The organism is Pseudomonas sp. GW821-FHT01A09, from assembly GCF_058986725.1.
The window spans coordinates 304,736-318,355 of record NZ_JBYSWB010000002.1; the positions used below are offsets into that span (position 1 = coordinate 304,736).

General features: G+C 62.3%; 12 protein-coding genes. 5 read left to right on the forward strand and 7 right to left on the reverse strand.

Features of this window, described 5'->3' with window-relative positions:
* Window positions 1-392: 392 nt before the first annotated feature.
* The gene (locus tag AC3WJP_RS03640; RefSeq protein WP_493719864.1) at window positions 393-830 is read right to left on the reverse strand and encodes a hypothetical protein; all 438 of its coding nucleotides are present in this window, start codon (window positions 828-830) and stop codon (window positions 393-395) included.
* Between the two features lie 109 nt (window positions 831-939).
* On the opposite strand from AC3WJP_RS03640, the gene AC3WJP_RS03645 reads away from it, so the two are divergent.
* Window positions 940-1,395, forward strand: coding sequence for a universal stress protein (locus AC3WJP_RS03645; protein WP_493719865.1), 456 nt, complete (start codon window positions 940-942; stop codon window positions 1,393-1,395).
* A 110-nt stretch (window positions 1,396-1,505) separates the two neighbouring features.
* Here AC3WJP_RS03645 and AC3WJP_RS03650 read toward each other — a convergent pair whose 3' ends face one another.
* The gene (locus tag AC3WJP_RS03650) at window positions 1,506-3,428 is read right to left on the reverse strand and encodes an ATP-binding cassette domain-containing protein (protein WP_493719866.1); all 1,923 of its coding nucleotides are present in this window, start codon (window positions 3,426-3,428) and stop codon (window positions 1,506-1,508) included.
* A gap of 241 nt (window positions 3,429-3,669) precedes the next feature.
* Between AC3WJP_RS03650 and AC3WJP_RS03655 the strand changes: the two genes are divergently transcribed.
* Window positions 3,670-5,598 (forward strand): transglycosylase SLT domain-containing protein, encoded by a 1,929-nt coding sequence (locus tag AC3WJP_RS03655; protein WP_493719867.1) that lies wholly within the window; start codon window positions 3,670-3,672, stop codon window positions 5,596-5,598.
* 11 nt (window positions 5,599-5,609) lie between these two features.
* On the opposite strand, the gene AC3WJP_RS03660 is transcribed toward AC3WJP_RS03655, so the two are convergent.
* Both AC3WJP_RS03660 and AC3WJP_RS03665 read right to left on the reverse strand, forming a co-directional pair.
* Window positions 5,610-6,416: an MOSC domain-containing protein gene (locus tag AC3WJP_RS03660; RefSeq protein ID WP_493720004.1), complete on the reverse strand. Its 807-nt coding sequence runs from the start codon at window positions 6,414-6,416 to the stop codon at window positions 5,610-5,612.
* A gap of 90 nt (window positions 6,417-6,506) precedes the next feature.
* On the reverse strand, window positions 6,507-7,436 hold the full coding sequence (locus AC3WJP_RS03665; protein ID WP_493719868.1) for a chemotaxis protein CheV: 930 nt from the start codon (window positions 7,434-7,436) through the stop codon (window positions 6,507-6,509).
* Between the two features lie 367 nt (window positions 7,437-7,803).
* On the opposite strand from AC3WJP_RS03665, the gene AC3WJP_RS03670 reads away from it, so the two are divergent.
* Together AC3WJP_RS03670 and AC3WJP_RS03675 are read left to right on the forward strand one after the other, a co-directional pair.
* The gene (locus AC3WJP_RS03670; protein WP_493719869.1) at window positions 7,804-8,238 is read left to right on the forward strand and encodes a histidine kinase; all 435 of its coding nucleotides are present in this window, start codon (window positions 7,804-7,806) and stop codon (window positions 8,236-8,238) included.
* 165 nt (window positions 8,239-8,403) lie between these two features.
* The gene (locus AC3WJP_RS03675; protein ID WP_493719870.1) at window positions 8,404-9,060 is read left to right on the forward strand and encodes a response regulator; all 657 of its coding nucleotides are present in this window, start codon (window positions 8,404-8,406) and stop codon (window positions 9,058-9,060) included.
* Here the strand turns inward: AC3WJP_RS03675 and yegS are convergent.
* On the reverse strand, window positions 9,044-9,943 hold the full coding sequence (gene yegS / locus AC3WJP_RS03680) for a lipid kinase YegS (protein WP_493719871.1): 900 nt from the start codon (window positions 9,941-9,943) through the stop codon (window positions 9,044-9,046). The two genes, AC3WJP_RS03675 and yegS, sit on opposite strands and share 17 nt — an antisense overlap.
* 429 nt (window positions 9,944-10,372) lie before the next feature.
* Here yegS and AC3WJP_RS03685 point away from each other — a divergent pair, with 429 nt between their 5' ends.
* Entirely contained in the window at window positions 10,373-11,830 is a 1,458-nt protein-coding gene (locus tag AC3WJP_RS03685; protein ID WP_493719872.1) for a mannose-1-phosphate guanylyltransferase/mannose-6-phosphate isomerase, read from the forward strand.
* A 6-nt stretch (window positions 11,831-11,836) separates the two neighbouring features.
* Here the strand turns inward: AC3WJP_RS03685 and AC3WJP_RS03690 are convergent, their stop codons facing one another.
* Together AC3WJP_RS03690 and moaB are read right to left on the reverse strand one after the other, a co-directional pair.
* The gene (locus tag AC3WJP_RS03690) at window positions 11,837-13,024 is read right to left on the reverse strand and encodes a molybdopterin molybdotransferase MoeA (protein WP_493720005.1); all 1,188 of its coding nucleotides are present in this window, start codon (window positions 13,022-13,024) and stop codon (window positions 11,837-11,839) included.
* Between the two features lie 22 nt (window positions 13,025-13,046).
* Window positions 13,047-13,586 carry a molybdenum cofactor biosynthesis protein B gene (gene moaB, locus AC3WJP_RS03695; protein WP_493719873.1) on the reverse strand — a complete coding sequence of 180 codons (540 nt, stop codon included), beginning with the start codon at window positions 13,584-13,586 and terminating at the stop codon, window positions 13,047-13,049.
* Window positions 13,587-13,620 lie beyond the last annotated feature (34 nt).

The window sequence follows — 13,620 nt, forward strand, 5'->3', positions numbered from 1 at the left end:
GCGCGATTGTCAATTGCACTAAACATCCGTCGGGGGAGCGACTTGGCGGTCACTTTTCGAACGCCACAATGCATCGACCGCAGAGGCGATCAGCAGTGCGCTTGAAGTTACAATAGCAGGCCGGGATGACAGGATAAGCGCGAGGAATCAGTAGAAATAAATTGCTAGCGATGGTTGAAATAGGCGAGATTTTTATTCTCCGCAGGCGTATCATCGCGGGCAATGAATTACCGGCCTGCCTGGCCACCCCCAGCCCGACGCTTGCTATCGGGCTTTTTATTGTCTGCGATGTCGCGAAAGGCTTGCTCTCGATTACGGCTCGCCAGTCATTGATGTACAGGACGCAGCATTTTCGGGGGCAAGCCCCCTCGCTACAGGGTTTTTGGCAACAATCAGGCTAGTGCGTCCAGCACTTGTGCAATATCTTGAAGCACTTCTTCTTCGCCCTTCTCGCCCCAATACAACGACAGCAGCTGCGGCCCGGCCTCTACCTTGAACACGTTGCCTGGCAACCGCGCGAACAGCGCCTGCAGGCGTGGTTCCTGCAAGGGCTCACGCCACTGATTGAGCCATTCGCCGGGCGTGCTTTGCCAATAAACCCACTCGTCCGCTCGGCCTGTGCGCCGTGGCCGGTGGTACTGCGCACAAGGATCGGGTGCCGGCTGGCCCAGCCAGTGCGGCCACTGCACAGGCGTCAACTGCATCGCCAGGCCCATGCGCCGCGCGGCCATGCGCAGGTTCATTTTGCCACTCTGATTACGGCTCGGCCGCAGCCAGGCCAGCGGACTTAAAATCAGCGCAAGGATTGACAGCACTATCCAGACCGTCATATGAGTAGCCCCCACAAAGCGTTTTGAAATGAGTAGCTTGGCGGTGTTTTGACCCGCTCGGCTGGAAACCGGCCATACTAAAGCCTATAGAATCGTCAGGAGTGCTCCCATGTCCTATCAACATATTCTGGTCGCCGTGGACCTTACCGAGGAGTGCGACCCGGTCATCAAGCGCGCTCGTGACCTCGCCGCCTTGTCCCAGGCCAAGCTGTCACTGGTGCACATCGTCGAGCCTATGGCGATGGCCTTTGGTGGCGACGTGCCCATGGACCTGTCGCAACTACAACAGCAGCAGTTCGACCAGGCCAAGGAGCGCCTGGAGCGGTTGATCGCCAAGTATCCGGAGCTGACCAAAGAGAACTCGCACCTGACCTATGGCCAGCCACGCCAGGAAATCCATGGCCTGGCCAAAGAGCAGAGCTGCGATCTGATCGTGGTAGGCAGCCACGGCCGTCATGGCCTGGCGTTGCTGCTGGGCTCGACGGCCAACGACATTCTGCATGGCGCCTCGTGCGATGTGCTCGCCGTGCGCCTGGTCAAAGACAAGACCACCGACAAAGCCTGACACATCAGCACTATGTAGCGAGGGGGCTTGCCCCCGATGGATAAACCGGCCAACAAAAATGTTTGGGCTGTTCATTCGTCGGGGGCAAGCCCCCCCGCTACAAAGTCGTATCAGCTGTCGAGTTCAGCCCACCGCTCGACCAGGCCATCCAGCTGTACCTGGGCCAGCTCCAGCTGCGCCAACACTGCCCCCGTCTGCTCCGACGACTTCTGATAGAAGCCTGGCGAAGCGATATCGGCTTCCAGCGCCGCGATCTTCTGCTCCATCTCGTCGATCTGGCTCGGCAGCATCTCCAACTCGCGTTGCAGCTTGTAGCTGAGCTTTTTCTTCGCCGGTGCTACGGCTGGCGCATCAGGCGCTGGCGTAGCGTCGGTCTTCTCGACCACAGCGCTGTTGAGCTCGGCCTTGCCGGACTTGTTCTCGGTCACGCCCAGCAATCGCGGCGAGCCGCCCTGACGGATCCAGTCCTGATAGCCACCGACGTACTCGCGCACCAGGCCCGCGCCTTCGAACACCAGGGTGCTGGTGACCACGTTGTCGAGGAATGCCCGGTCGTGACTGACCATCAGCACGGTGCCCTTGAAGTTCGACAGCACTTCTTCGAGCAGCTCCAGGGTCTCGACGTCGAGGTCGTTGGTCGGTTCGTCGAGCACCAGCAGGTTGGCCGGCTTGCTGAACAGCTTGGCGAGCAGCAAGCGTGCCCGTTCACCACCCGACAGCGCCTTGACCGGGGTACGCGCGCGCTGGGGGCTGAACAGGAAGTCGCCCAGGTAGCTCAGCACGTGCCGGCTCTGACCGTCGATATCGATGAAATCCCGCCCTTCGGCGAGGTTGTCGATCACGGTCTTTTCCAGATCCAGTTGCATGCGCATCTGGTCGAAATAGGCCACTTCGATCTTGGTCCCCTCACTGACCTTGCCGCTTACCGGCTGCAGATCGCCAAGCATCAGCTTCAACAGCGTGGTCTTGCCGGTACCGTTGGCACCCAGCAGACCGATGCGATCCTGACGCTGCAGGACCATGGAGAAGTCCTTGACCAGGAACGCCCCCCCCGGATGGGCGAAGCTGACGTTCTCGAGCACCATCACCTGCTTGCCCGACTTCTCGGCCACATCCAGCTGGATATTGGCCTTGCCGGTGCGCTCACGGCGCTCGCTACGCTCGTTGCGCAACGCTTTGAGGGCGCGCACGCGACCTTCGTTGCGGGTGCGGCGGGCCTTGATGCCCTGACGAATCCAGACCTCTTCCTGGGCCAGCTTCTTGTCGAACAAGGCGTTGGCGGTTTCTTCGGCCGCCAATGCCGCCTCTTTGTGCACCAGAAAACTGGCGTAATCGCCGTTCCAGTCGATCAGCCCGCCGCGATCCAGTTCAAGAATGCGCGTGGCGAGGTTCTGCAGGAAGGAACGGTCGTGGGTGATGAACAACACGGCGCCGCCGAAACCGCTAAGGGCCTCTTCGAGCCAGGCGATGGCGCCGATGTCCAGGTGGTTGGTCGGCTCGTCGAGCAGCAGCAGATCGGGCTCGGAGACCAGCGCCTGGGCCAGCAGCACGCGACGGCGCCAGCCACCGGACAGCTCGGCCAGGGTCTTGTCGGCCGGCAGTTGCAGGCGGCTCAAGGTGCTGTCGACCAGTTGCTGCAGGCGCCAGCCGTCTCGGGCTTCCAGATCGGACTGGACGTGCATGAGCTTGGTCAGGTCTTCATCGGTGACGATGTTCTGGCTCAGGTGATGGTATTCGGCGAGCAACGCGCCCACACCATCCAGACCCTCGGCGACCACGTCGAACACCGTACGCTCGTCGGCGCGCGGGAGTTCCTGGGGCAGCTCGCCGATCTTCAGCCCGGGGGCCCGCCAGATCGAGCCGTCGTCGGGCTTCTGGTCGCCTTTGACCAGATGCATCATGCTCGACTTGCCAGTGCCGTTGCGGCCGATGATGCACACCCGCTCTCCTCGGGCGATCTGCCAGGACACTTTGTCCAACAACGGCATCGCGCCGAAAGCGAGGGACACTTCGCTTAATTTGAGCAGGGTCATGAGCTTCTCCAAAATCGGGGGCGCATTCTACCCGTTATACGGGCTCAGCGCAGTAAGTGACGCGATAATGCCACGCCCCGGGGCCGCCGCGCAGGCAATCCGACCGCTCACAATCAGATACAAGCACAGCGCTTTCATCGCGAAGGGCTAACGGCTAAGCTAGAGCGCTATTGTGTAACGCCCATGGTATGTGACGCCCTGCATGGCGCCGCCTGTTCTGTTTTATCTGCCCGGAAGTCTCATGCGCAGTCGCCTGTTCTGTCTGTTGTCCTGCCTTGTCTTGTCCACGCTCGCGATCAACAGTGCCCAGGCAGTCGACCTGACACTCCAGCGCCAGTACTACGACGACGCCAAACGCGCCCTCGCCAAGGGTGATTCCGGGCCCTACCTGCGCAATCGAGCGGCCCTGGCCGACTATCCGCTGGAGTCCTACCTCGCCTACGACGAGCTCACCGCTCGCCTGAACACCGCCAGCAATGATGAAGTCGAGCAATTCCTCGCTCGGCATGGCGACCTGCCCCAGGCCAACTGGATGATCCTGCGCTGGCTGCGCATGCTGGCCGACCGTGGGGACTGGGACACCTTCGTCAAGTACTACGACCCAAAGCTCAACTTCACCGAACTCGACTGCCTCTATGGCCAGTACCAACTGAGCCACAACCTGCGCGCCGAAGGCTATGCCACCGCCGAAAAACTCTGGAACGTCGGCAAGGACCAGCCTGCCACCTGCGATCCGCTGTTCGCACGCTGGGCCGCAGAAGGCCAACTGACCGAAGAGAAGCGCTGGGATCGTGCCAAGCTCGCGGCCCAGGCGCGCAATTACGGGCTGGCCACGCGCCTGGTCAACAGCCTCAATACCCTGGCCCCGCAAGGCAAACTGCTGCTCAGCGTCGCCCAGAAGCCTGAACTGCTGAACCAGCCGGGGCTGTTCGTGCCGGCGGACGAGGCCATGTCCGATGTCGTCAGCCTGGGCCTGCGCCGCCTTGCCAAGCAGGACCCGGATCAGGCCATGGGCGAGCTGGACAGCTACGCCAGCACCATGCACTTCTCCCGCGATGAAAAAGTCGCCATCGCCCGGGAAATCGGTCTCACCCTAGCCCGCCGTTACGATCCGCGCGCACTGGACCTGATGACCCAGTACGATCCGGAACTGGTTGACGACACCGTCACCGAATGGCGCCTGCGCCTGCTGCTGCGCCTGGGGCGCTGGCAGGACGCCTACGACCTGACCCGCAAGCTGCATGGCGACCTGGCCACCAGCAATCGCTGGCGCTACTGGCAGGCCCGCGCGCTGGAACTGGCGCAACCGCAAAACCCGCAAGTACCAGCCCTGTACAAGGTGGTCGCGCGCGAACGTGACTTCTATGGATTTCTGGCGGCCGACCGAATCCAGGCGCCCTATCAGGTGCTGAACAAACCGCTGGTCTTGAGCCAACAGACCGTCGCTACCGTACGCAAGGCACCGGGCATTCAGCGTGCGCTGGAGCTGCTCGATCGTGGCCAGATCGTCGACGCGCGCCGCGAGTGGTATCACGCTACCCGCCGCTTCAGCCGCGACGAAATGGTCGCCCAGGCGAAGATGGCCTATGACATGGGCTGGTACTTCCCGGCCATTCGCACCATCAGTCAGGCGCAATACTGGGACGACCTGACCATTCGCTTTCCGATGGCGCACCGTGATGCCCTGGTGCGTGAAGCGGGGCTGCGTGGCCTGCATTCAAGCTGGGTATTCGCCATCACTCGTCAGGAGTCGGCATTCATGGAGGACGCCCGCTCCGGCGTCGGCGCCATGGGCCTGATGCAACTGATGCCCGCCACCGCCAAGGAAACTTCGCGCAAGTTCAGCATTCCGCTGGCCTCGCCCACACAGGTGCTCGACCCAGACAAGAACATCCAGCTGGGCGCCGCCTACCTGAGCTCGGTGCATGCGCAATTCAATGGCAATAGGGTACTGGCCACCGCGGCCTACAATGCCGGTCCCGGCCGCGTGCGCCAATGGCTCAAGGGTGCCAACCACTTGAGCTTCGACGTGTGGGTAGAATCGATCCCCTTCGATGAAACCCGCCAGTATGTGCAGAATGTCCTGTCATACGCGGTCATCTACGGACAGAAACTCAATGCGCCGCAGCCGATCGTCGATTGGCATGAGCGCTTCTTCGACGATCTATGATCTGAGCAGCGCTACTCGAGCACCTCGACGGGCATCCCGATCTGCAGATGCCCAGAGCCATCCGGCACCAGGTTCTGGCCGAACATGATGCCGTCTGCCTGCTTGCGATAGGTCAACAATGTAGTCAAAGGCTCACGATCGGCACTGCGCTCGCCGGTCTGCGGGTCCAGGGTGGTGAGGATGCAGCGACTGCAGGGCTTGACCACCCGAAAGTCGGTCTCGCCGATGCGAATGCGCTTCCAGCCATCTTCGGCGAATGCTGCGCTTCCACCAATCACCAGATTGGGTCGAAACCGCAGCATTTCCATCGGCCGGCCGATACGGCCGGACAGATCCTCCAGCGACGCCTCGCCGATCAGCAACAGCGGAAAGCCGTCGGCGAAGGCCACTCGGTCGCCCGGCTCGCCATAACTCGCCTCCACAGTCCGCGCGCGTGACTCGGGCACCTGCACCAGACGCGTCCGGGTGCCAATGAACTCACTCAACCAGGCAGCCGCCTCGTCGCCTGCATCCGGCACGCGTAGCGAGTCTTTCCAGATGGTCACACCGCGCAGATTCTGATCGGCCGCCGGTAGCGCCACCGACAGGGCCGGCATGCCCGCAGCACTCAGGGTCAACCCGCCGCTATCGGTATGGCGCGCACCGAGCTGGCTCATTTTCGCCACGGCGCGCTGGGTCAGGAAACGCCCGGTAGCTTCATCGACGAGCATCCAGCGTCGATCCCCCTGCAAGCCGAGCAGATCGACGGCCGAACCTTGCAAGGGCTCGGCAATGGCGGACTTGAGGGGATAGCGATAGAGGGCACTGAGATGCATGATCATGCCTTGCGATGACGGGAAGGCCCTAGTCTATCCCATGCGCCCATGTGCCCGCAGGCGCAATTGATCAATGAGAAATGGCAGCGGCGATCAGTGCTGATCGAGCATCAGACGCTCACGCACTACATCCACCAGCCGGTCAGGCTGGAATTTGGAAAGGAAATTGTCGCAACCGACCTTCTTCACCATCGACTCGTTGAAACTGCCCGACAGTGAGGTGTGCAAGACCACATACAGCCCCCGCAGACGCGGATCCTGGCGAATCTCGGTGGTCAAGCGGTAGCCGTCCATTTCCGGCATTTCGGCGTCGGTAAAGACCATCAGCAGCTTGTCGGTCATGTTCTCGCCCGAGTCGGCCCAGGCCTTGAGCTTTTGCAGGCCCTTGAGCCCATCGCTGGCGGTGTGCAGCTTCATGCCCAACTGCGAAAGTGTCCCGCGCAGCTGCGACAGGGCCACGCTGGAGTCATCCACCAACAGCACTTCACGACCACGTGCGCGCTCGAGCACCGGATCGGCAAGTTTCTCGCTGGAGACCTTGGCGCTGTAAGGCACGATTTCGGCCAGGACCTTCTCGACGTCGATAATCTCCACCAACTGCTCGTCGACCTTGCTGATGGCTGTCAGGTAATGCTGGCGACCGGCACTGGTCGGCGGCGGCATGATCGCTTCCCAGTTCATGTTGACGATGCGATCCACACCGCCCACCAGGAATGCCTGCACCGAACGGTTGTATTCGGTGACGATGATGGTGCTGTTCGGCCCAGGTACCAGCGGACGCATGCCGATGGCCTGAGACAGGTCGATCACCGGCAGCGTTTGCCCGCGCAGGTTGACCACGCCACACACGAACGCATGGCGTTGAGGCATCAACGTCAGCTTGGGCAACTGCAGGACCTCCTGAACCTTGAACACGTTGATCGCGAACAACTGGCGGCCCGCCAGGCGGAACATCAGGATCTCCAGGCGATTCTCACCCACCAGTTGCGTGCGTTGGTCTACCGTATCGAGAATGCCGGCCATTAAGAAGGGCTCCTGGTGATGGAACTGAGTCAGTGCATGGGAGTCGTATCGGCGTGAAGTACGGAAACTTGACGCGTTCGTCATTATTTATTTCACACTGACATGATATCACTTTAATATCACATCGTGCTGCGGGGCCTGCCCAGGGGTGTCCTAGCCATTCGCATCGGGGAATCCCCTAGCCCCGCCCTCCGGTTCAGCCTGATATTCGGTTTTCAAGATTGTCATTAATGTGACGCCATTCTCATTGTTGAATGGAGCCTCCCCATTGGTCGCTTTCACAAACGGCAGCCCTGGCTTTCCCGTGGGCAGCGTCGTGGAACCGACGCTATGCTTTGGCGACCAGGCCGGATCCGGGAGATCGTGCATGCAAGACAACATTTCAGCACCCGACGGGCTGGCGGAGTTTTTGCAGGATGCCAATGCCTTGCTCAACCGCCTGAACGAGTGTCATAGCCACCTGGAAATGATCGGCAATGATCCGGACGCCGCCCGTGGGCTGTGCAGCGCTCTGGAGACATTGGCAGCCCGCGCACGGGGCCTGGGTATCGCCGAACTTGCCGACTTTTCTTCGAAAATCTATCGCCTGCTCGACACGGCTCATGCGCGTAATCAGCTTCATGACACGCCACTCAAGACCCTGTCGGCCTGCCTCACGCACTTGGCGTGGCAGCTGGAGCTGATCGATCCACGCACCGGTCGTCTCGATCTCGACTCCGAAGAGCAGACGGTACTAGTCGAAGCTTTGGCCGGGACCCTCGAAACCGAGTCGCCGAGTTCGTCGCTGCAGCGCAATAGCTGAGCTATCCTTGGCACTGAAGCATACGGACCGGGCAGTCCATTCCAGGAAATTTGAGTTTCAAAGTGTTACCATGCCGACTCGGGCGCCCCCACCCGCTGTACGCAGGCGCTTATAGCCATCCAACTTCGGCGCCTGCTCTCCGCGCGCCCCTGACGGATTCCCGGCATGACCTGCAACCTCCTGCTGGTGGAAAACCATTTGTTGATCCGCGCCGGTCTGCGCGCGTGGATCGATGAATTCGTCGGCTATGCGGTGTGCGGAGAATGCACCGATTGCGCGCAACTGCTCGATCGCTTGCCGCAACTGACGCCGAATATCATCCTGCTGGACCTGAAACTGTGCCTGAACCTTGGCTTGCAGGGCATAGCCCAGATGAGCGCCAGCTTCCCTGCCAGTCGCTTGCTGATCCTCGCCGACACCTGCGAGCCACAGCTGGTCCTGAAAGTCATGCAAGCCGGTGCTCAAGGCTTCCTGCTCAAAAGCGCCACCGACTCCGAGCTGCGCCAGGCGCTGGATGCGCTGCGCACTGGCGAACGCTACCTGAGCCCCGCCATCGCTCACGAAGTACTCAGCGCAGCGCTGTCGAGCGAGCAGCCACGGCATGGCAGTGCCCCCATCAGCCGCCTCACCGCCCGCCAACTGGAAATTCTGCGCTTGATTGCCCGCGGCAAGTCGACCCGGGAAATGGCCGCGGGACTGGGCCTGAGCATCAAGACGGTCGAAAGCCACCGTTCCCAGATCATGAAACGCCTGCAGATCTTCGACGTCGCCGGCCTGGTACTGCACGCCGTGCGTGAAGGCGTGATCAGCCTCGATGACTGAGTAGCGGCGAATGGGCCGGCAGGTGCACGCGCAGCGCACGCGGCACCGCCTCGAAACGCAGGCTGTCGCCTTGCAGCGGCTCACCGTCCAGATTGATGTTCAGGCCTTGAGAGCTCTTGATCTCCACCCACGGCAAGCGAGCGCGCACGAACATCCGATCCAGCCCCAGACCGCCCGCCAGCAGATCCTTCAAGGTCCCCACCAGTTCGGTCGGGGCCGGCAGAATACTGACATCCAGCAGGCCATCATCCGCCACCGCCTCCGGGCACAACACATGGCCACCGCCGGCTTGGCGGCCGTTGCCGATCCCCAACGCCAGCATCTCACCCTGCCACTGGAAATCCGGCCCGTGCAGCTCGCCGTAGGCGCTGCGCAGCTCGCTGAAGCGCGACAGCCCAGTAAACAGGTAAGCGGCGCCGCCCAGCACCTTTTTCAAGTCTTCGGAGGTATTGGCAGTGACCTGACTGCCAAAGCCGCCCGTGGCCATATTGAGAAACATCTGCCCGCCGACCCGACCCAGGTCGATGGCACTGGCCGGCAAGTCCAGCAACGCCAGCGCCGCACCAGGCTCCAGCGAGACCTCGGCGGCGCGGGCGAAATCGTTGGCAGTCCCCAACGGCATCAAGGCCAGCGACGCCTCGGTATCGGCCTCGGCCATGGCCTGGGCGATATCGCGCAGGGTACCGTCGCCGCCACCGGCGATCAGGTGCCGATAGCCGGCAGCCAAGGCCTCGGCCACCAGACGCTGTGCATCCCCGGCCTCCCAGGTGACTCGCACAGCGATGTCCCAGCCGGCAGCGCGCTTGTCTTCAACGGCGGTGCGCACCGCATCGTTCAAGGCCTGCTTGCCATGCAAAATCAATAGCGCCTTGCGCTCGGTCATGCTCCAGTACTCCATCAATGCAAACAAGATGTGATGTGGACCACGAAGAGCGGAAAAAAAGCCGTGACAGCTTGAAACAATCGGTGCCAGCAGGCATGATGGCACGACAAATTAATGACCCGCCGACCAGAGGCGGTTGAAATTGCCATTAATTTGACTATCATACCGAATCATTCTGCACCCGCCCTGACTGCCACCCTGGCCGCCATGTGGCGGTAGCATCTCTGCATTCCCCCTTACAAGTCTATCGACGCAGCCCCCACGCACCACGGGCGGCTGCGCAATTCTTCCGTTCGCCTGATCCACTACAACGCCCACCCGCTGACGCGACCTGAATCGCGCCGGCGTCGGCGACTTTCCAGATATCGCTCTGCCACTTATCTAGCGCCGCCATCGAGGCGGCGCACTCGACCGATCATGAGGTTTCGTATGGGCACTCTTATTCCCTGCATCATCGCTGGTGGCTCGGGCACTCGCCTGTGGCCTGTTTCCCGTGAGGCCATGCCCAAGCCGTTCATGCGCCTGCCTGACGGCGAGAGCCTGCTGCAGAAGACCTTCAAGCGCGCCAAGGCCCTGCCCGGCGTCGAGCGCGTGGTGACGGTGACCAACCGCGAAGTGTTCTTCCGCACGCTGGACGAACATCGCCTGTTCAATCAACAGGACCCGGTTGCGCTGGACTTCCTGCTGGAGCCCGCCGGACGCAACACCGCCCCGGCCATCGCCGTCGCAGCCCTGCACATCGCCACCCAATACGGCAGCGATGCACAGATGCTGGTATTGCCTGCCGACCACCTGATCCGCGACCAGGCAGCCTTCGAAGCTGCCGTCAGCACCGCACAGACGCTTGCCGATCAAGGCCTGCTGGTAACCTTCGGGCTGCTGCCGACTACTGCGGAAACCGGCTTCGGCTACATCGAAAAAGGCGCAGCGTTGAGCGAGGACGCCTATCAGGTCGCCTGTTTCCGGGAAAAACCTGACCTGGCCACCGCCCAGGCCTACCTCGATGGCGGCCAGCATCTGTGGAATGCCGGCATGTTCTGCATGCGCGCAGGCAGTATCATCGAACAGCTGGAAACCTATGCACCGGACGTGCTGGAAGCCGCGCGCACCTGCCTGGCGCTCAGCCACAGCAAGACTGGCGGCACTGAGCTGCAGCTCGAGCTCGAGAGCACGACCTTCGCCCTGGCGCCGGATATCTCCATCGACTACGCAGTCATGGAGCGCTCCAATCGTGTGGCCGTGATCCCTTGCCAGCTGGGCTGGAGCGATATCGGCTCCTGGCAGGCGGTCCGCGAACTGACCCCTGCCGACGCCAACGGCAACCAGTGCAATGGCGAGGCCGTGCTGCATGACGTGAGCAACTGCTACATCGATTCGCCACGCCGGGTGGTAGGCGCCATCGGTCTCGACAACTTGATCATCATCGACACCCCGGACGCTCTGCTGATCGCCGACGCCAGCCGCAGCCAGGACGTCAAGCTGATCGCCCAGGAACTCAAGCGCCAGGACCACGACGCCTATCGCCTGCACCGCACCGTGACTCGCCCTTGGGGGACCTACACCATCCTCGAGGAAGGCAAGCGCTTCAAGATCAAGCGTATTGTGGTGCGCCCAGGCGGCTCACTGTCGCTGCAGATGCATCACCACCGCAGCGAGCACTGGATCGTGGTGTCGGGCATGGCCACGGTCACCAACGACGATCGCGAGTTCATGCTCGATACCAACGAGTCGACGTTCATCAAACCAGGTCGCGTGCACCGCCTGGTCAATCCGGGGGTGATCGACCTGGTGATGATCGAGGTGCAGAGCGGCGAGTACCTCGGTGAAGACGACATCGTGCGCTTCACCGACATCTACGGCCGCGTCCCCGAGAAGGCCAACAGCTGAGCCGTTTCAGCCCAGTACCTCACTCAAGGGAATGAACAGCACCGGCTCGCCGGCCTGCAAGGTGCGCCCTTCGCGCACCTCCACCAGGCCTTGCGCCCAGGCCGCGCTGCGCAGCACACCTGAACTCTGGTTGGGGTAGATCACCGCCCGACCATTCTCCAGGCGACCGCGCAGATATTCCCGGCGGTTGCCGGCACGGGGCCAGTCAAAACCGGCTGGCACGCTGAACTGCAAGGGCGCGACCTCCTTCACGCCCAGACGGCGCAGCAGATAGGGCCGGGCCAGTAACGCGAAAGTCACCAAGGTCGACGCCGGATTGCCCGGCAGACCGATCACCGGCACACCGCGGAACTGGCCACAGGTCAGCGGCTTGCCGGGCTTGATCGCCAGTTTCCAGAGCGCCAGCTCCCCCTCCTCCCGCAGCGCGATGCCGAGAAAATCAGCCTCGCCGACCGACACCCCGCCCGTACTCAAGATCAGATCGACCCTGTGCAACTCGCTCAAACGCGCTCGGGTACGGTCAAGATCATCCGGCAAGATCCCCGCATCCACCACCTCACACCCCAGACGCGTCAACCAGCTGATCAGCAGCTGCCGATTGCTGTTGTAGATCTGCCCGGGCCCTAACGGCAGCCCTGGCTCGATCAGCTCATCGCCTGTGGACAACACCGCGACTCGCGGCCGCCGCACCACCCGCAATTCAGCCCGCCCCAGCGATGCCGCCAACCCCAGCTCGATGGCACTGAGCAGGGTTCCCGACGTCAGCACCAGCTCCCCGACCCGTGTTTCCTGCCCCTGTGGGCGAACGTTCTGATCGACCGCGATGGGCTCGACAAAGCGCACCCGCTGATCGTCCAGAATTTCGGCGTTTTCCTGCATCTCGACACAGTCGGCACCCGCCGGCAGCGGCGCACCGGTGAAGATCCGTGCACAAGTGCCGGGTTGCAGCGGCTCCGGCGCCTGACCGGCGAAGATACGCTGGCTGACCGGCAACGGCGTGCCGGTCCAATCCGCGCAGCGCAACGCATAACCGTCCATGGCGCTGTTGGGCCACGGCGGCAGGTCAAGATCGGCGATCAAGTCCTCAGCCAGAACCCGTCCATGGGCGGCGGCCAGCGGCAGCGTTTCATGCTCGCCAATAGGGGTACGCTCGGCCAGCGCCAGCAGCTGCGCCAGCGCCTGCTCCAGTGGCATCAGCGGCTTGGCCGCGCCCAACTCAGCCACGGCTGGCGCAGGGTTCAGCCTGCTTCAGATGAACGACGAAGTTGCACGGCCGATGACGTATATCCAATTGCTCGGCGAGGATGCCGTCCCATCCGGTGCGGCAGGCGTTGGTCGAGCCCGGCAGGCATACCACCAGCGTGCCATTGGCCAGCCCCGCCAACGCGCGCGACTGCACGGTGGAGGTGCCGATATCGGCCACGGAAATCTGCCGGAACAATTCGCCGAAGCCATCCACTGTCTTGTCGAGCAAGCAACTGACGGCTTCCGGTGTGCTGTCGCGGCCAGTGAAGCCGGTGCCACCGGTGATCAACACCACTTGCACCACGTCTTCGGCGATCCAGTGCGCGACCTGTGCGCGAATGCGGTAGAGATCGTCCTTGAGCAACACCCGTTCGGCCAGCAGGTGGCCAGCAGCGGTCAGGCGATCGACGAACAGTTGACCTGAGGTATCGGTTTCCAGCGTACGCGTGTCGCTGACAGTCAGCACCGCAATATTGAGCGGCACAAAAGGTACATCCGCCTTGGGTTTCATGGGCTCGGTCCAGTTGTTCGAATAGATGCGCGGT